This window comes from Lacinutrix sp. Hel_I_90, from assembly GCF_000934685.1.
GTDB lineage: Bacteria > Bacteroidota > Bacteroidia > Flavobacteriales > Flavobacteriaceae > Lacinutrix.
Map to the genome: position 1 here is coordinate 1,362,989 of NZ_JYNQ01000001.1, position 17,680 is coordinate 1,380,668.

Annotated in this window: 18 protein-coding genes and 1 tRNA gene; 9 read left to right on the forward strand and 10 right to left on the reverse strand. The window is 34.3% G+C overall.

Annotated features, from left to right (window positions below; translation table 11 throughout):
• Nucleotide 1: 1 nt before the first annotated feature.
• The 3 genes from GQ46_RS06085 to GQ46_RS06095 all read right to left on the reverse strand — a co-directional run bounded on the left by GQ46_RS06085 (nucleotide 2) and on the right by GQ46_RS06095 (nucleotide 2,324).
• Complete coding sequence (locus GQ46_RS06085) at nucleotides 2–1,315, reverse strand: BT_3928 family protein (RefSeq protein WP_044399275.1); 1,314 nt, start codon at nucleotides 1,313–1,315, stop codon at nucleotides 2–4.
• Between the two features lie 83 nt (nucleotides 1,316–1,398).
• The gene (locus GQ46_RS06090) at nucleotides 1,399–1,779 is read right to left on the reverse strand and encodes a four helix bundle protein (protein WP_369793455.1); all 381 of its coding nucleotides are present in this window, start codon (nucleotides 1,777–1,779) and stop codon (nucleotides 1,399–1,401) included.
• Nucleotides 1,776–2,324, reverse strand: a complete 549-nt coding sequence (locus GQ46_RS06095) for a DUF1599 domain-containing protein (RefSeq protein ID WP_044399279.1) — start codon at nucleotides 2,322–2,324, stop codon at nucleotides 1,776–1,778. Before GQ46_RS06095 ends, GQ46_RS06090 begins: the two co-directional genes overlap by 4 nt.
• A 105-nt stretch (nucleotides 2,325–2,429) precedes the next feature.
• On the opposite strand from GQ46_RS06095, the gene folP reads away from it, so the two are divergent.
• The 4 genes from folP to GQ46_RS06115 all read left to right on the forward strand — a co-directional run bounded on the left by folP (nucleotide 2,430) and on the right by GQ46_RS06115 (nucleotide 5,521).
• Nucleotides 2,430–3,254: a dihydropteroate synthase gene (folP, locus tag GQ46_RS06100; RefSeq protein WP_044399281.1), complete on the forward strand. Its 825-nt coding sequence runs from the start codon at nucleotides 2,430–2,432 to the stop codon at nucleotides 3,252–3,254.
• Between the two features lies 1 nt (nucleotide 3,255).
• Nucleotides 3,256–3,906, forward strand: a complete 651-nt coding sequence (locus GQ46_RS17105) for a hypothetical protein (protein WP_052503420.1) — start codon at nucleotides 3,256–3,258, stop codon at nucleotides 3,904–3,906.
• Between the two features lie 35 nt (nucleotides 3,907–3,941).
• Nucleotides 3,942–4,733 (forward strand): diadenylate cyclase CdaA, encoded by a 792-nt coding sequence (gene cdaA / locus GQ46_RS06110; RefSeq protein ID WP_044399283.1) that lies wholly within the window; start codon nucleotides 3,942–3,944, stop codon nucleotides 4,731–4,733.
• A gap of 89 nt (nucleotides 4,734–4,822) precedes the next feature.
• Nucleotides 4,823–5,521: a DUF3667 domain-containing protein gene (locus GQ46_RS06115; protein WP_197077340.1), complete on the forward strand. Its 699-nt coding sequence runs from the start codon at nucleotides 4,823–4,825 to the stop codon at nucleotides 5,519–5,521.
• Here GQ46_RS06115 and GQ46_RS06120 read toward each other — a convergent pair.
• Together GQ46_RS06120 and truA are read right to left on the reverse strand one after the other, a co-directional pair.
• Nucleotides 5,518–7,284 carry an ABC transporter ATP-binding protein gene (locus tag GQ46_RS06120; RefSeq protein WP_044399285.1) on the reverse strand — a complete coding sequence of 589 codons (1,767 nt, stop codon included), beginning with the start codon at nucleotides 7,282–7,284 and terminating at the stop codon, nucleotides 5,518–5,520. The genes GQ46_RS06115 and GQ46_RS06120 overlap by 4 nt on opposite strands.
• A 39-nt stretch (nucleotides 7,285–7,323) precedes the next feature.
• Nucleotides 7,324–8,067 (reverse strand): tRNA pseudouridine(38-40) synthase TruA, encoded by a 744-nt coding sequence (truA, locus tag GQ46_RS06125; RefSeq protein WP_044399286.1) that lies wholly within the window; start codon nucleotides 8,065–8,067, stop codon nucleotides 7,324–7,326.
• A gap of 226 nt (nucleotides 8,068–8,293) precedes the next feature.
• On the opposite strand from truA, the gene GQ46_RS06130 reads away from it, so the two are divergent.
• Entirely contained in the window at nucleotides 8,294–8,791 is a 498-nt protein-coding gene (locus GQ46_RS06130) for a metallophosphoesterase (RefSeq protein WP_044399287.1), read from the forward strand.
• Nucleotides 8,792–8,848: 57 nt separating this feature from the next.
• Here the strand turns inward: GQ46_RS06130 and GQ46_RS06135 are convergent, their stop codons facing one another.
• Nucleotides 8,849–9,256: a DUF4293 domain-containing protein gene (locus GQ46_RS06135; protein WP_044399289.1), complete on the reverse strand. Its 408-nt coding sequence runs from the start codon at nucleotides 9,254–9,256 to the stop codon at nucleotides 8,849–8,851.
• Between the two features lie 205 nt (nucleotides 9,257–9,461).
• On the opposite strand from GQ46_RS06135, the gene rho reads away from it, so the two are divergent.
• Nucleotides 9,462–11,168, forward strand: coding sequence for a transcription termination factor Rho (gene rho, locus GQ46_RS06140; RefSeq protein ID WP_044399291.1), 1,707 nt, complete (start codon nucleotides 9,462–9,464; stop codon nucleotides 11,166–11,168).
• Between the two features lie 98 nt (nucleotides 11,169–11,266).
• Here rho and GQ46_RS06145 read toward each other — a convergent pair whose 3' ends face one another.
• From GQ46_RS06145 to proS, 4 genes are all read right to left on the reverse strand, one after another.
• Nucleotides 11,267–11,629 (reverse strand): hypothetical protein, encoded by a 363-nt coding sequence (locus tag GQ46_RS06145; protein ID WP_044399294.1) that lies wholly within the window; start codon nucleotides 11,627–11,629, stop codon nucleotides 11,267–11,269.
• Between the two features lie 311 nt (nucleotides 11,630–11,940).
• Nucleotides 11,941–12,192 carry a 30S ribosomal protein S20 gene (rpsT, locus tag GQ46_RS06150; protein WP_044404648.1) on the reverse strand — a complete coding sequence of 84 codons (252 nt, stop codon included), beginning with the start codon at nucleotides 12,190–12,192 and terminating at the stop codon, nucleotides 11,941–11,943.
• 30 nt (nucleotides 12,193–12,222) lie between these two features.
• Nucleotides 12,223–12,294 (reverse strand) — tRNA-Glu (locus tag GQ46_RS06155).
• Between the two features lie 149 nt (nucleotides 12,295–12,443).
• Nucleotides 12,444–13,922 (reverse strand): proline--tRNA ligase, encoded by a 1,479-nt coding sequence (proS, locus tag GQ46_RS06160; protein WP_044399296.1) that lies wholly within the window; start codon nucleotides 13,920–13,922, stop codon nucleotides 12,444–12,446.
• A gap of 100 nt (nucleotides 13,923–14,022) precedes the next feature.
• Between proS and GQ46_RS06165 the strand changes: the two genes are divergently transcribed.
• From GQ46_RS06165 to folE, 3 genes are all read left to right on the forward strand, one after another.
• Complete coding sequence (locus GQ46_RS06165) at nucleotides 14,023–15,099, forward strand: hypothetical protein (RefSeq protein ID WP_044399298.1); 1,077 nt, start codon at nucleotides 14,023–14,025, stop codon at nucleotides 15,097–15,099.
• Nucleotides 15,100–15,128: 29 nt separating this feature from the next.
• Nucleotides 15,129–16,646, forward strand: coding sequence for an OmpP1/FadL family transporter (locus GQ46_RS06170; protein ID WP_044399300.1), 1,518 nt, complete (start codon nucleotides 15,129–15,131; stop codon nucleotides 16,644–16,646).
• A 318-nt stretch (nucleotides 16,647–16,964) separates the two neighbouring features.
• Complete coding sequence (folE, locus tag GQ46_RS06175; RefSeq protein WP_044399301.1) at nucleotides 16,965–17,642, forward strand: GTP cyclohydrolase I FolE; 678 nt, start codon at nucleotides 16,965–16,967, stop codon at nucleotides 17,640–17,642.
• Nucleotides 17,643–17,680: the final 38 nt, after the last annotated feature.

Here is a 17,680-nt window from a genome sequence, read left to right on the forward strand (position 1 = left end):
ATTAGTTTTCTTTTAATTTAATTTTTATAATTTCATTTACAACACTACTGTTTTGCATGTTTAGCTCTTTCAATTGAATGATATCTTTTATAACATTCATTTGCTCTATAGTATCAGGATCCAAAGCCTCAACCTCTTCTTCCGTCGCGGGCTCATCATCAATAAAATACAAGGTGATCTTCTCTTCGGCAATTGGTTCTGGCTTACGCGGTACTTCTGGCAATTCTAAATCATCCACATCATTAAAATGCACCTTTTGTACCACCGTTCCTTTTTCTAATTTTAAGACTCCTGGATTGGAGCGAATAACTGTTTTTAATGCTTTTTCGTCGCATAAATAAAAATCGAAATTCAAATTATAGATGTCTTTTGTTTTTGCTTTTGCTTCAGCTCCTGATGCGGTTAAGCCTATTACGGTATAACCTCTCCTTATTGCCAAATCTGTAATGTCTTTAACATTCTTGAAGCCTTCAGCATTTGCCGTTTCTAAACTGTAAGACACCACCATAATGAGATGGTCTTCTGCTAAAAATGTATCGGTAAGATTCTCATCTTCCGTTTCTATGGAAAAATCTTTTATTGGCGGATCGTAACCCGCTCTAACAACTTCAGTTTCTACACCTACATATGCTCCACCTTCTACTGTTGGGTAGCTACCGTCTGTTACGATTACTTTTTCTTCACCATTTACATTAAAGGTCCAGGTGAATTCCTGAATTGCTTTTGGCGCGTTCTCAGGAACAGTCATACCGTCTGCTATATTTGCACCCACTTTATAGGCTCTAAAATCCCAAACGGGTAAATGCATTAGTACATGATAGCCAAACCAAAGACTTCCAATAAAACCTAATAAGGCTAGAAGGGTATTTGGGAACCTTCCGAATAAGGGTTTTATATGTTTTAAACCATAGACTAAAACGAGGATTAATAATAAAAGAATCAAATCTTTAAAGAAACTTTCCCAAGGATCCATTTTTAAGAAATCACCAAAACAGCCACAGTCTTTAACTTTCTCAAAATAGGCTGCATAAAAGGTTAGAAAGGTGAAGAACACAATCATGGCCAGTAAGCTCCATACGGTAAATTTCGGTTTATACCCTATCAATAAAAAAACACCTAAAACGACTTCTAAAACCACTACAAACACCGCAATTCCTAATGCGTAAGGCATAAAAACGGGTAAATCTAAAACATCTGCGCTAAAATATTCTTGTAATTTATAAGAGAAACCTATAGGGTCGTTTAGTTTTATTAATCCTGAAAAGATGAATAATGCACCAACTAAAAAGCGGCAAATGTGTATTATGTATTTCATAAAATTTTATTTACATTTTAAAATTCTAAATCACAAAAACTAAATCCCAAAAGGTCCTCAGTTTTTAATTAAAATTTCTAAAATTATCTTAATTTATTTACTATTGATGATAGTATTTTTCTTAATTCGTTTGCTTCAATCAGTAGCTTATGAATTCTTTCTGATTCATTTTCATTTAATTCCTTCAGAAGTTTTAACCAATATTCACTTTCCTTTGCTTCTTTTCTCGATATTCTCAATTTAAACAATAAATCTTTATCACCTAGCTTTTCATTTCCTTCAATGTAGTTTGCACCAACAGAGCCTGAAGACCTAACCAACTGCTTACCATCTTCTATATTTGAAATTGTATTTTTTAATTCTTTAACTAAAAATCTACAGTCTCTTGCGAATTCAAAAGTGCGTCGTTCAAGATTATATGTTTTTTTCTTCTCCCAATAGCTTTGGAATTTAGTTTTTATTATTTGGAATTTGAACTAGCCAGATGAATCATTGCAAAAATAGCATAATTAATCATGTCTTGATAATTAGCTTCAATACCTTCACTTACTAGTGTTTTACCCAAATTATCTTCAATTTGTTTAACGCGTAACAGTTTCTGTAAGATTAAATCTGTAAGTGAACTCACACGCATTTCTCTCCAGGCTTCACCATAATCATGATTTTTATCTTGCATTAACTGTTTAGTACTAGTGACTTTATCATCGTAAAGCTTGGTGGCCTGTTCAAGAGATAAATCGGGTTGTTCAACCACCCCTTTTTCTAACTGAATAAGTGCCATGATACAATAATTGATAATGCCTATAAATTCGCTCTGCACCCCTTCATCAATTTTCCTAACCTCATTTTGCTGCAAACTTCTAATGCGCTGTGCTTTAATAAAAATCTGATCGGTAAGCGATGGCAATCTTAATATACGCCAAGCACTTCCGTAGTCGCTCATTTTATTAATAAACAAACTACGACACGTTTCTATTACAGCATCATATTGTTTTGAAGTATCTTGCATAAATTGAATGAATTTTGTGTAAATTTCGCATAAAATTGTTTAAAATTCAAGGTTTAGCGTTTATAGTTTCTAAATGCCTGACAAACAGTAAACATAAAGCTATCTATGACGATTAATTGTAACGGATCACTTATCGATTTAACCGCACCAAAAGTAATGGGCATTTTAAACGTTACGCCAGATTCTTTTTACGATGGCGGCTTTTACAAAGACCCCTCTTTAATTTTAAAACAAGTAGAAAAAATGCTTGAAGCTGGAGCTACTTTTATCGATGTTGGTGCCTACAGCTCGAAACCTAATGCAGATAAAGTCTCTCAAGAGGATGAGCTAAAGCGCATACTCCCAATTATTGATTTATTGCTGAAACACTTTCCTGACCTCGTGATTTCTGTTGACACCTTTCGTGCAGAAGTTGCCAGACAATGTATTGAAAAAGGAGCTGCCTTAGTGAATGATATTTCTGCTGGGCATTTAGATGATAAAATGATGGAAACCGTTGCCCACTTAAACGTGCCTTATATTATGATGCACATGAGAGGCACCCCAGAAACAATGCAACAGCAGACAAATTATAAATCTATTTTAAAAGAAATTCTGTTTTATTTTTCTGAAAGAATAGCGAAAGCCAGAGCTTTAGGAATCGTAGATATTATTATTGATCCTGGATTTGGATTTGCTAAAACACGTGAACAAAATTTTGAATTGCTAAATAGTTTAGAAGGTTTTAAAATAATCGAGCTACCCTTGTTAGCTGGGATTTCGAGAAAATCTATGATTTACAAAACATTACAAACGACTTCATCCGAAGCACTTAACGGCACCACCGCTTTAAACATGGTTGCCTTAGAAAAAGGCGCAAAAATTTTACGTGTACATGATGTAAAAGAAGCTGTCGAATGTGTTAAACTTTACAACCAATTACATGCCTAATATGAGAGTTCTTTTTTTATTTCTATTTCTGCTGTCTTGCGGAAATGAAAAAGTCATACAGTTACCCGAAATACAAAATGCAAAGATTACCACTATTACAGATGTTTCTCCTGCTTATATTTTTTACGATGAAACAAAACCTGATAGTGTAGAATTGAACAGAAAAAACCTGATAATTTCTACTAACTGGTTAGTAAATGTCGATAAGCGCTTAACGTTAAAACAAGCACTACCTTCTATTATAAAATTACAAGATAAAAAGCGAAAGGCTACACTGCATAAAAATGAAAATGCTAAAAACTACTTTACTTGTAATGACACCAGCATTAAAAATTTAGGCTTTATTGATTTTACCGATGTGGTTTATGTCGATGACCACGTTGATCTTGCTACAATTACTTTTCATATCCTGTTTACCTCACCAGATGAAATACAGATTACAACCAACCGTGAAAAATTAATTAAAACTAATATCTCAGATTTAGGTAAAGACTTATTTCAAAACAAAAGTTCAGAAGAAGAAAACCCCATTCTATTCTTAGAATTTAATGACCAATTATCATTTCAGGATTATATTACATTCAAATCCATTCTATCACACTTGTCTAATAATGATTTTAGAATAAGTCCAATGGAATTCATTTTTGATTAATCATATTTTACTAAATTTACCCAAACACATAACCATTGGAAATTTTTAACACCGTATTTAATTTTGGAATAAAAGATTTTATAGATGTCTTTTTAGTCGCTTTACTTTTATTCTATGCTTACCGACTTGTTCGTGGTACAGTAGCCATTAATATTTTTATAGGCATCGTAGTGCTTTACTTTATTTATTTAATAGTTGAAGCGCTACAAATGGTATTACTTACTAAAATTTTAGGCGGTTTTATTAGTGTTGGTTTTATCGCTTTAATTGTTGTTTTTCAACAGGAAGTCCGAAAATTTTTATTAATGATTGGCTCTACCAATTTCGCCTCTAAACGCGGGGTACTTAAGCATTTAAAATTCTTAAAAACAGAAGGTATAACCAAATCGTTGACAGATATTGATACTATTATAGCCGCTTGCAATAAAATGTCAACCACAAAAACAGGTGCTTTAATTGTTTTAGAACGCAATAACAATCTGGACTTTTTAGTGCAAACCGGTGACGAAATGAACATCAAGGTCACACAGCCTATTATAGAAAGTATTTTCTTTAAAAATAGTCCGTTACATGATGGTGCTATTATTATTTCAGACAATATCGTAAAAGCTACCCGTGTTATTTTACCTGTAAATAATGAAAAAACTATCCCGCAACGCTTTGGCTTACGTCACAGAGCCGCTGTTGGTATTACAGAACGTACAGATGCCATTGCCATTGCCGTAAGCGAAGAAACCGGACAAATTTCCTGTTTTAAAAATGGAACTTTTGTAGATTTTAAAGACTCTACTGAGTTGATTGAAATTATTAAAGATGATTTGGATTAATGATTTGCAAAAACTGTAAAAGATTATTACCCCAGCAAATTAATTACTGTAACGGCTGTGGCGCAAAAGTGATAAAAAACAGATTAACGATGCGTAATCTGTTTGAGGATTTTGCCTATCGTTTTCTCAATTATGACAACCTCTTTTTGCAAACGATCATAGCGCTTTTAAAAACACCGGAAAAAGTAATAGATAGCTATGTCGAAGGCACTAGAAAAACCTATGTTAATCCTATTAGTTTTTTCGCTATCAACTTAACCCTTTCGGGGCTTTACATTCTCATTCTTCGTAAATACTTTAACGATGCCATGAACTTCGCAACCTTGTCAGGCCAACAAGGCGAGGCGCAGGTAAAACTGCAAGAAAGCATAATGGCCATCTTCTATGATTATGGTTCATTAGTAAATTCAATTATAATACCAATTTTAGCCCTAATCTCTATTATCGTATTTTACAATAAAAAATATAATTATACTGAACATATCATCGTTTACCTATATAGTATGTCCTTATTTAGTATCCTTTCTATGGTAACAGGCTTAATTGTTCTATCCATAGATACCAGTTACTTTATGACTTTAAGTTTACTTCAATATCTATTATTGTTTATATACCATGCCGTTTTATTTAAAAGATTATTTAACTTGAGCATAAAACAACTGTTTCTAAAGATTCTTATTTTCATTCCCCTATCTTTCTTATTCTACATAGGCATATCTTTGGCAATAGTCCTTTTATTTTTTGTCTTTAGTGACATGTCTTTTAAAGATTTCGCACCCCAAAACTAAGCCACTTCAGCCTTTAAAAACTGTACTTCGTACAGATTTCTATAATAGCCATTTTTCTTTTTAAGCAATTCATTATGCGTACCAATCTCGACAATTTTACCTGCATCCATTACGATAATCTTATCTGCTTTTTGTACCGTAGCTAATCTGTGAGCAATAACTATAGAGGTTCTGTCTTTTGTTATTTTATCGGTTGCATTTTGAATGAGTTGCTCTGAGTAAGAATCGACAGAAGATGTGGCCTCATCCAGAACTAAAATACTAGGATTAGTGACATAAGCCCGTAAAAAAGAAATCAATTGTCGCTGTCCGGAAGATAACATCACACCGCGCTCTTTTACATTATAGTGGTAACCGTTAGGTAAGCTCATAATAAAATCATGAATACCAATATCTTGAGCTGCCTGAATAACCTCTTCTTCAGTAATATTCGGATTATTAAGGGTTATATTATTCAAAACTGTATCTGCAAACAAAAACACATCCTGTAAAACAACCGCTATATGGCTGCGTAATGATGCTAATTTAACCGTTGTAATATCTATGTTATCAATACAAATACGTCCACTGTTAATTTGATAAAAGCGATTTAATAAATTAATAATCGTAGATTTTCCAGCTCCAGTTGCACCTACAATCGCAACGGTTTGTCCTGTTTTCACACTAAACGAAACATCTTTAAGTACTTCCTCATCATCCACATAACTAAAATGTACATTCTTAAAATCTATATCGCCTTTAAAATGAGAGACCTCCGAAGTTCCTAAATCATCAATTTGAGAATCTGTATCAATAATTTTAAATACACGTTTAGCAGCTACCATTCCCATTTGCAATGTGTTGAACTTATCTGCAATTTGCCGTAAAGGTCTATACAGTTTTGGTATAAGCATAATGAACATAAATAACTCACTCACACTCGCTGTAGCGTATAAAACAACCATTAACCCACCAACATAGGCAACTAAACCAGAGGTTATTGACGATAAAAAGTCTGCAATTGGAAAGAATATCGAGTTATACCATATGGTTTTTAACCATCCTTTTTTATGCCGTTCATTTATAGCTTTAAAGTTTTTATACTCGGTGGCTTCACGCGTAAATAGCTGAAGAATTTTCATTCCAGTTACCCGTTCCTGTACAAAAGAATTAAGGTTTGAAACTTCGGCACGTACCTGTTCAAAAGCTTTCTTCATATAACGTTGAAATACTTTTGTAGCGTATAAAACAATAGGCATGGTTACAAATACGATTAAACTGAGTTTAATATTGGTAAAAAACATAACCGCGGCAATCGCTAGCATTACTGCTATATCGCGCGCAATCATAAACAAACCTTGCCCAAAAATATCGGCTATACGCTCCATATCTGTCACAGCACGCGTAATAAGTGCACCAACAGAAGACGTGTCGTAATACTTCATTTTGAATTTTAGCATATGATTAAAGAGCTTTACCCGAATATCTTTAACCACACTTTGTCCTAACCAAGCAGCATAAAAGGTAAATAGAAATTGAAAAACGGTTTCTAAAAGCAGCATGCCAATCATCAATAAAATATAAAACAAGAAGCCGTCTTTTTTTTGCAGCTTTATATTATTATCAATGGCAATTTTTAAAATATATGGCACAGAGATACTCAATCCCGCAATAATGATTACTGAGAGTAGCACGCCATAAAAGACCTTTCTGTATGGTTTTGTATATTCAAACAGACGTTTAAATAAGTCTAAATCGAATATATTTTCTTTATTATTGGACATCTTGGATTCCTGAAAAAACAGGCCATTTTAATTGTTTTTTTATAATTTTATATGCTCTGGGTAAACCACTTCGGTTAAATATAATGCATGCGCAGGCACCGAAAAACCAGCTTCACTCCTATTTTTAGACTTAATAATGTCATGTAATGCCGCTACCTCTAGTTTCCCTAAACCTATATTAATAAGTGTTCCTACAATAGCACGCACCATATTACGTAGAAAGCGATCTGCTTTAATAGTAAATTGTAATTCGTTTTCAACCAGTAGCCATTCGGCTTTCATAATATTACAATTATACGTTTTTACATCTGTATTACTTTTAGAAAAGCATTGAAAATCTTTATACTCCAATAGAATTTTGGTCGCCTCTTTTAATTTAACAGCATCAATTTTGTGCTTTACATAAAATGCCTGATTTGTATTAAAGGGATTTTTCTCTACAGCAATTCTATATAAATATGTTCTACTTAAAGCATCAAATCTAGTATGTGCCTCAGGCTTAACCTTGAAGAGGTCTTTAATTGCGATATCTTCTGGTAAAAAAGAATTGAGTTTAAAAATCAGGGTTTCAATTTCAAAAATTACATGCGTCTCAAAATGTGCAAACATTTGCATAGCATGAACTCCTGCATCTGTTCTGCCTGCTCCCATAGTAGCAATTTTTTCTTTCAGCAAAGTAGACAATGCTTTTTCTAAAACTTCTTGCACAGCAATAGCGTTGGGTTGTATTTGCCAACCGTGGTATGCCTTTCCATTGTAAGATAATTCTATAAAATAGCGCAATAATGTGGTATTTTTGTTTTAAGATTGACAAAGATAATTGTTTTTCTTTCTAAAGAAATCCTAAATTACTATTAAAAATCAGGGTTTTTAAAGACAAATACAAATGAGATCACCACTTTTGCGGAAGTCATAAAGAATACTAACATTAGAAAAAGATTCCCGCCTTCACGGAAGTCATGAACACTATAGATTCCCTTTTTCAAGGGAATGAATTTAAAGAAATTCAATGAAAAAAATCCTCTTACTTTCAGACACACATAGCTATATTGATGAAGATATTTTAAAATACGTAAAAGGAGCAGATGAAGTATGGCATGCTGGAGATATTGGTGATTTAAGCGTAACGGATGCTATTAAAAAGCTAAAACCTTTAAAAGGGGTTTATGGCAATATTGATGATGCGAAAGCGCGGTTAGAGTTTCCAGAACACAATCGCTTCATGTGTGAAGACGTCGATGTTTGGATCACACATATTGGCGGGTATCCAAACAAATATAATTCTCGGGTTCGTGAAGCAATCTATAACAATCCACCGCGTATTTTTATATGCGGTCATTCACATATTCTCAAAGTCATGCCTGATAAAAAACTCAATCTTATTCATATGAATCCTGGTGCTGTGGGTACTCATGGTTTTCATAAAGTAAGAACCATGCTGCGTTTTACTATTGATGGTAAGAAAATTGAAAATTTAGAAGTCATAGAATTCCCCAGGCGGTATTAAAAAAAGCCCAAGATCTTCACCTTGGGCTCACGCACTAATACTACTAAGATGTTAGGCTTATCGCAACCTGTCTACAGATTTTACAAGATCTTCGTCCTTTTTGATGGCCTTATTAGCTAAAACTAATAACACGATAGACACAATAGGAAGAAAAATCCCAATACCTTTCTCAGAAAAATTAATTTCTCCAGATACCTTTAGAGATTGATATACAAGTAATCCTAGTAAAATAAAGTTTAATATGATGTTAAGTCGCCCCAATACAAATTGTGACTTCCTGTTTTTAAACATAAAAATAGATAACAACGACAAGCATGCAGACGCTAAAAACAAACCAAAATAAACCAACTCGTCTTGAGCAAATACTTTAGCGTTTTCAGTAATCCATAAAGGAAACAAAAATATCAGTCCTCCAGAAACGCCAGCCGCCAAAAGTAAATAGATAGATTGTATGCGTTGTATCATGTATTCTTTCAAAAAATTATAGCACAAAAATATAACTTCTTTTATTAATTTTAAGTGAAAAACTTAAAATAAAGTTGTATTATTGCAATGACCATTTGCAACAACCACATTGGCAATACGTTAATCTTCAGAATTACATTATTATTTTCTACGGAAAAATTTCAACAAATATATTTCACAAAAAATATTCAATTCAACTTATTACATGTTTGAAATCACACAATTAAAAGAAATGAAACTTCCTGAGTTGCAGGAAATGGCGAAAAAATTAAACATCTCAAAGTTTCGCACATTAAAAAAACTAGACCTTGTTTACCAAATCTTAGATAAGCAAGCTGCCAACCCTCAAGCTATTGCAGAAGTCAAAAAAGAAGCTCCAAAAGCAGACAAATCAGAACCTCAAAAACAAAAAAGGGAGCGTGTTCAACGTCCGGCTAAGAAAAAAACTGACCCTAAAACGGACCCTAAAACTAAGCAAGAAACCTTAGCTTTTAAAGATAATAAAGAGGAAAAAGCACCAGTTAAACAAGATAGCAAACCCCAGGCTAAACAAGAAAGAAAGCCAGAGACCAAGCAAGAGGTAAAGCCTGAAAAAAAGCAACAACAACCAAAACCGCAGCATAAAAAACCAGTTCATAGTCATAAAAAGGACGAGAATACTAGTAATAACCCTAATCAAAATCGTCAGAAAAACACGAAGTCAAATCAAAATAGAAGCCAGGACAAAAACGGTAATACGCACAGTAGTAATGGAAATAAAGACAGTCGTAACCGTTACCGTGAACCAGATTTCGAATTTGATGCGATCATAGAAAGTGAAGGCGTATTAGACATTATGCAGGATGGTTACGGTTTTCTTCGCTCATCTGACTACAACTATTTATCATCACCAGATGATATTTATGTCTCACAATCTCAAATTCGCTTATTTGGATTAAAAGTAGGAGATACCGTTTTAGGAAATGTAAGACCTCCTAAAGAAGGAGAAAAATACTTCCCGCTTATTAGAGTTAATAAAATTAACGGACAAAGTCCAGATGTCGTTAGAGATCGCGTCTCTTTTGAGCACTTGACACCATTATTTCCTCAAGAGAAATTCAATATTGCAGAAAAGCAAAGCACTATTTCAACGCGTATCATGGATTTGTTTTCACCAATAGGAAAAGGACAACGTGGTATGATTGTATCGCAACCTAAAACAGGTAAAACCATGCTTTTAAAGGATGTGGCGAATGCTATAGCAGCAAATCACCCAGAAGTTTATCAAATGATTTTATTAATCGATGAACGTCCTGAAGAGGTAACCGATATGCAACGTAATGTTCGTGGAGAAGTTATTGCTTCTACTTTTGATAAAGAAGCTCATGAACATGTAAAAATCGCTAACATTGTATTAGAGAAAGCAAAACGATTAGTCGAATGTGGTCATGATGTTGTTATTTTACTAGATTCAATCACACGTTTGGCAAGAGCTTACAACTCTGTACAGCCGGCTTCAGGAAAAATTCTTTCTGGTGGTGTTGATGCAAATGCTTTGCACAAACCAAAACGTTTCTTTGGTGCTGCCCGTAACATAGAAAATGGTGGTTCACTAACGATTATTGCTACTGCGCTTACAGAAACAGGTTCTAAAATGGACGAAGTAATTTTTGAGGAATTTAAAGGAACTGGTAATATGGAGCTTCAGTTAGATCGTAAGATTTCTAACCGTCGTATATTCCCGGCTATCGATTTAACCTCTTCAAGCACCCGTAGAGATGATATTTTATTAGATGATGTAACTATCCAACGTATGTGGGTAATGCGAAAGTATCTTGCAGATATGAATCCTGTAGAAGCTATGGAATTCATTAACGATCGTTTCAAAAAAACCAGAAATAACGAAGAGTTTTTAATTTCTATGAACGGTTAAAGTTCAGACTAAATTTCTTCAAGAAATAAAACATAAAAAAGCCTTGACTTATCTAAGTCAAGGCTTTTTTTTATACACCAAAAGTGTTGTATCTATAATTAATAAGCTATTAAAAGCGCTTTATACTCTTTTAAGTCGGAAATATTACCTTTATTTTTAAGGTTTCCTGTGAGTGCTATTAAATATTTTAGACTCTCTACAGGAGAAGCTGCCTCGTTTTCTGCAGTAGCATTTTCTTCATCTATAGCTTCATCGTCAAGAAGCGGAATAAGAAATGATTTGTGTTTCTCAATATGCTCATAAGTATACCTAAGTACCTTTACCACTAACGGCTGTTCTTCCTCTAAGGCATAAGTTCGTAATTCTTTAATATCGTCAATGAGTGTGTCTGTATTAATACCTGTATCATCAAGATTCTTAAGTATTTTATCGATTGATTTAATTGCTTTTGTATTTTCCAAAGGAGTAAGATTATGTATGTAGTTAACTTTTTATAATTGCAAATTTATATTTTTAGAAATCAAATACAGACACTTTTTTAAGATTTTTATTTTCTATAAATAACAACGCTTTAGATTCCAAGTACAGTAATTTGGAATGCTCCATTTTTTTCTTTAGATGAACCTCACGATTTGCATAAACAAAACTTTTAGTACAATCCCGATAATCCCTTATCGCAGGCAGCCCACTCTAATACAGTATAAAAACAAAAAAAAAGCCTACCGAAATAATCGATAGGCTTTCCTCTTTATTTATATAACTTTAAAGCTTATTATATAGCTGCTACGTGCTTAGTTAAACCAGACTTTAGGTTTGCTGCTTTATTAGCGTGAATAATATTTTTCTTAGCTAATTTATCCAACAACGTATAAACCGTAGGCAATAATGCTTCTGCTTCTTTCTTATCAGTCAACTCACGTAATTTCTTAATTACATTACGAGTCGTCTTGTGCTGATATTTATTTCTTACGCGCTTAGATTCGTTTTGTCTGATTCTTTTTAACGCTGACTTATGATTTGCCATTTGTTCTTGTTTTCTTATATTAAAAAATTGTAGCCCGTAGGGGAATCGAACCCCTCTTACCAGGATGAAAACCTGGCGTCCTAGCCGATAGACGAACGGGCCATTTATTTTTGAGTTTGCAAATATATACTATATATTTTATTCCTGCAACACTTTTCAAATAACTTTACAACGTCTCCATTGCGATGGCAAAAATACAACTATTTTCTACTTTAGCAAGAACTAATTAATTTTTTTTGAAAAAAAATTAATTAGTATGCTTTAGCAAACAATACTCGACGTTTTGAAGGCTTTCCAGAATACACACAAACGCCATCTTCCAAGGGTCCATCTAGAGGCAAGCATCTTATTGTTGCTTTAGTAATTTCTTTAATTTTATCTTCTGTTTCTGCAGTGCCATCCCAATGGGCAGATATAAAACCTCCTTTTTGTTTTAAAACCGTTTTAAATTCTTCAAAAGTTCCAACTTCAGTAATATGAGAATTTCTATAGTCTAAAGCTTTTTTAAATAGCGCCTCTTGAATTTCGGTCATCAACCCTTCTACTCTATCCGTTAAAGCATTTAAAGCAATGACTTCTTTTGTTAAGGTGTCTCTTCTCGCTAATTCTACTGTACCATTTTCTAAATCTCTCGCTCCAATTGCGATACGCAAAGGCACGCCTTGCAACTCGTGCTGTGCAAATTTTGCTCCAGGACGATACGTTGTTCTATTATCAAATTTTACTGTAATATGCTTTGCGCGCAACTCTTTTATAATGTCATCAACGACTGCTGTGATTCCCCCTAGTTCTTCATCAGTCTTATATATTGGCACGATAACGACTTGATTCGGCGCTAAATTAGGCGGCAAGACCAAACCTTGATCATCACTGTGTGTCATTATTAAAGCCCCCATTAACCTAGTCGATACTCCCCAAGAAGTCGCCCAAACATAATCTTGTTTACCTTCTTTTGAGGTGAATTTTACATCAAAAGCTTTAGCAAAATTTTGTCCTAAAAAATGCGAGGTTCCAGCTTGCAAGGCTTTTCCGTCTTGCATTAGTGCTTCAATACAATAGGTTTCGTCTGCTCCTGCAAAACGCTCACTTTCAGATTTTACGCCTTGCACAACAGGTATCGCCATAAAATTTTCGGCAAAAGTTGCATAGACGTTATTCATTGTTTTTGCTTCCGCTAACGCTTCAGCCTTAGTTTCATGAGCGGTATGCCCTTCTTGCCATAAAAATTCCGCTGTACGCAAAAATAAACGTGTACGCATTTCCCAGCGTACCACGTTTGCCCATTGGTTTATTAATAGTGGTAAATCCCTGTAAGATTGAACCCAGCCTTTAAAGGTATTCCATATAATAGCTTCACTCGTTGGTCTCACAACAAGCTCTTCCTCTAACTTTGCGTTTGGATCTACTCTTAATTTTCCTGGATTATCCGGATCACTTTCTAGTCTATAATGAGTAACCACCGCGCACTCTTTTGCGAAACCTTCAGCATTTTTTTCTTCAGCTTCAAACAAACTTTTTGGCACGAAAAGCGGAAAATAAGCGTTTTGATGGCCTGTTTCTTTAAACATGCGATCTAATTCGGCTTGCATTTTTTCCCAAATAGCATAGCCATATGGTTTAATAACCATGCACCCTCTAACCGCTGAGTTTTCTGCTAAATCGGCCTTTACAACCAGTTCGTTGTACCATTTTGAGTAATCTTCTGCTCTACTCGTTAGTTTTTTGCTCATACTTAGTATTTTGGCACAAATATTGTGACTCTGTTAAATAAAGAAAATAGTTGCACAAAACTAACTATTTTTGTTATGTTCAACAATAAAAACAACAGTTATGAAATTAAAAAAACACTTACAGACAAAATTACCAACGCTAACCGTTCTAGGTTTGGCATTAGCAATGACTTCTTGTGGTTCATATCAGTATGTTGGACAAGATACTGATGGTATCTATGGCGAAGATAATGAGCAAGTTGTAATTATTGAACAAGAGAATCCAGAAACAACTACTGATAATAATTATTATAAAGACTACTTCAAAGCAAAATCTATAGAGATGGAAGCTTTAACCCAAACCCAAGAAGAGGAAGAAGAGGTTTTTGTTGATATTGATTCTTATGAAAGTACTTATGCCAACGAAAATGAACAAGGGCAAGGCTATGGTTCTTGGGGAGATAACGGCACAGAGGTCTCTGTAAATGTTTATAATTCTGGATTTGGTTTCAATAATTATTGGAATACGCCATTTTATGGCTGGAATAACTGGGGATGGAACAGACCTTTTTGGAATGTAGGATTTGGATTTGGAAATTACTATTCTGGCTATGGATATGGCGGCATCTATGATCCCTTCTGGGTTTCTCCTTATGGCGGATTCGGTGGTTACGGGTACGGGTATGGTTATGGATATGGACATCCTTACTATAATGGTTATTATGGTCGAAACGGATTTTATCGTCGCGGTTTAGCTTTTAATTCTACAAGAAGAGGTGCTATTTACGGAAGAACTTCTGCTTTAAGTAGAAGAATCGATGCTAATCGCATGAGAAGTAATTCGACGTCAACACGTACCAGAACATCTACAAGGCCACGGGTAAGAACGACTACTACCCCTAGAACAAACTCGTCAACCAGAACGAGAACCAGAGAGGCGTCTGATACACCAAGAACGAGAACAACAACCCCTAGAACGAGAACGAGAACAACAACCCCTCGAACGAGAACGAGAACAACAACACCTCGAACGAGAACTAGAACAACAACACCTAGAACCAGAACATCAACACCAAGAAGTAATTCCAGAGCAACAACACCGCGATCGAATAGCTCTTCTAGAAGCTCTGGTTCTTCTACAAGGAGTTCAGGTTCATCTTCATCAAGATCAACTGGAGGCTCAAGAAGAAGAGGATAAAATTGCAATACACATATAAAAAATCTAATATGAAAACGTTACTATTACTATTCATAGGTGCCTTATCTATGACTGCATTAAATGCTCAAAATATTAATGATGCCTTGCGATACAGCAATGGAGAAATCATGGGCTCAGCGCGTTATAGAGCACTAAGCGGGGCTTTTGGAGCCTTAGGTGGTGATTTAAGTGCTGTTAATGCCAATCCTGCTAGTTCAGCCGTTTTTACTAATAGTTTTGCCTCTGTATCTTTGGCCACTGAAAGTACAGATAATCAAACCTTTTACTTCAGAGGAACAAATGCCTCATCAGACTCAGACATCTCTTTAAATCAAGGTGGAGGTGTTTTTGTTTTTAAAAATAGAAATGAAAATTCTCCTTGGAAGAAATTTGCTTTAAGTATTGTCTACGATAACACTAAAAACTATGAGGATAACTGGTATTCAAGGGGAATAAACACGAATTCTATTGATAGTTATTTTTTGAATAATGCGCAAGGTTTGCCTTTAGGTGAAATCTCTGCTATATCTGGTGAATCTACCTCTGAGGCCTATGCCGCAATTGGAAATACTTACGGGTATGTTCATCAACAAGCCTATTTAGGTTATGATTCTTTTATTTTAGAGCCAGACACTTTTGACGATGATAATACGAGCTATAGTTCTAATATTGGAACTGGAACTTTTGATCAGGAATATTCCTATGCAGCAACTGGTTATAATGGAAAAATCGCATTTAATATTGGTGCTCAATATGGTGAAAACGCCTATTTTGGTTTGAATTTAAATTCTCACTTTTTAAACTATGAGCGCTCCACATTTTTATACGAAAAGAATGATAATGCAACATCTGTAGTAAATGAAGTTGGATTTGAAAATTATATTTCTACTTTTGGTAACGGATTCTCTTTTCAATTAGGGAGTATCTTTAAATTATCAGAGGCATTTAGAGTTGGATTAACTTATGATTCCCCAACATGGATGACTATAGAAGAAGAAACCACTCAATATATTGAAACCGTTCGCGTTGAATCTGGCGAAAACATATTACAAGTTGTTGATCCACAAATCGTAAACTTATTTCCACAATATAGATTACAATCACCAGGAAAAGTCACTGGAAGCTTAGCCTATATCTTTGGAACAGACGGATTGATTAGTTTTGATTATTCTAGAAGAGATTTTAGTAAAACAAAATTCAAACCTACCTCTGACAGATACTTTTCAGCACAAAATAGTATTATTTCTAATCAATTAACGACTGCTGCAACCTACAAACTCGGTGGCGAGTACAAATACAATCAATTTAGTTTTAGAGGTGGCTATCGTTTTGAAGAGAGCCCCTACAAAAATGGCACAACAGTTGGAGATTTAAATGGCTATTCTCTTGGCTTAGGCTATAATTTTGGAAACACAAAGCTAGATTTAACTTACGATCAGGCGCAACAAACTAATAATCACCAACTCTACAGTACGGGTTTAACTGATGCCACTACAATTGATGCGATACATTCTAACATCACACTAACTTTAGGATTTCAGTTATAAGATTGTTAAGTATAAAACAATGAATAAGTGCCTAAGTATACTTAGGCCTTTTTTATAACAACTAACCAACTTCTATGCTGTGTTTTACTATTAGCAAAAGCCGGTATTCATTTTGTAAAATTTACGTCAAAAGTAAGAACTGAATCATTATATATGAAATTCAAGAAATGAATGCAATAAAAGGCTACTTATAAAAAGAAATAATAATTATTAAGAAATAGTCCTCAGACAAATAAAACAGTTGAAATTAAAAAACTGCTATACTAAACTCTAATTTTTTTATTACTTATCTTTGCGGACTAATGTTTTATTGAATATATGAAAATTGAAAATATAGAAAATATTCACGATGATTTAGGTGAAAATCATGTGGGAACATCTTCTCAAACACCTATGAAAGCTGATGCTTTTAAACTTTCTGATAAAGAAAAAATTGAAAGCATTCAAGAGGATGTGCGTCGTATTATGGACACTTTGGGCTTAGACCTAACAGATGACAGCCTGAGTGGAACACCTAAACGTGTTGCCAAAATGTTTGTTAATGAGATATTTGGCGGATTAAATCCTGATAAAAAACCTAGCGCTTCTACATTTGACAACAAATACCAATATGGAGAAATGCTTGTAGAAAAAAACATTACGGTTTACTCTACTTGCGAACACCATTTATTACCTATTGTTGGAAAAGCACATATTGCTTATATTTCTAACGGTACTGTTGTTGGTTTATCTAAAATGAATCGTATTGTGGACTATTTTGCAAAACGTCCTCAAGTGCAAGAGCGCTTAACGATTCAAGTGGTCAAGGAGCTTCAGAATGTATTAAACACCGAAGATGTTGCCTGTGTTATTGATGCCAAGCACTTATGTGTAAATTCTCGTGGTATTCGTGATATTGAAAGTAGTACGGTCACTTCAGAATTTGGAGGGCAATTCAAAAATAAAGAAACCAAACGCGAGTTTTTGGATTACATTAACTTAGACACTAAGTTTTAGTCCTTTAGTTTCCATTTTCAACACTACAGTCATTACCA

Bases quoted from the DNA above. Each gene is read 5' to 3' on its own strand.
- rho (WP_044399291.1), top strand. From the start codon at position 9,462: ATGTTTGAAATCACACAATTAAAAGAAATGAAACTTCCTGAGTTGCAG.
- GQ46_RS06135 (WP_044399289.1), bottom strand. From the start codon at position 9,256: ATGATACAACGCATACAATCTATCTATTTACTTTTGGCGGCTGGCGTT.
- GQ46_RS06095 (WP_044399279.1), bottom strand. From the start codon at position 2,324: ATGCAAGATACTTCAAAACAATATGATGCTGTAATAGAAACGTGTCGT.
- GQ46_RS17105 (WP_052503420.1), top strand. From the start codon at position 3,256: ATGAGAGTTCTTTTTTTATTTCTATTTCTGCTGTCTTGCGGAAATGAA.
- GQ46_RS06130 (WP_044399287.1), top strand. From the start codon at position 8,294: ATGAAAAAAATCCTCTTACTTTCAGACACACATAGCTATATTGATGAA.
- folP (WP_044399281.1), top strand. From the start codon at position 2,430: ATGACGATTAATTGTAACGGATCACTTATCGATTTAACCGCACCAAAA.
- proS (WP_044399296.1), bottom strand. From the start codon at position 13,922: ATGAGCAAAAAACTAACGAGTAGAGCAGAAGATTACTCAAAATGGTAC.
- GQ46_RS06165 (WP_044399298.1), top strand. From the start codon at position 14,023: ATGAAATTAAAAAAACACTTACAGACAAAATTACCAACGCTAACCGTT.
- rpsT (WP_044404648.1), bottom strand. From the start codon at position 12,192: ATGGCAAATCATAAGTCAGCGTTAAAAAGAATCAGACAAAACGAATCT.
- GQ46_RS06170 (WP_044399300.1), top strand. From the start codon at position 15,129: ATGAAAACGTTACTATTACTATTCATAGGTGCCTTATCTATGACTGCA.
- GQ46_RS06120 (WP_044399285.1), bottom strand. From the start codon at position 7,284: ATGTCCAATAATAAAGAAAATATATTCGATTTAGACTTATTTAAACGT.
- GQ46_RS06085 (WP_044399275.1), bottom strand. From the start codon at position 1,315: ATGAAATACATAATACACATTTGCCGCTTTTTAGTTGGTGCATTATTC.
- GQ46_RS06115 (WP_197077340.1), top strand. From the start codon at position 4,823: ATGCGTAATCTGTTTGAGGATTTTGCCTATCGTTTTCTCAATTATGAC.
- folE (WP_044399301.1), top strand. From the start codon at position 16,965: ATGAAAATTGAAAATATAGAAAATATTCACGATGATTTAGGTGAAAAT.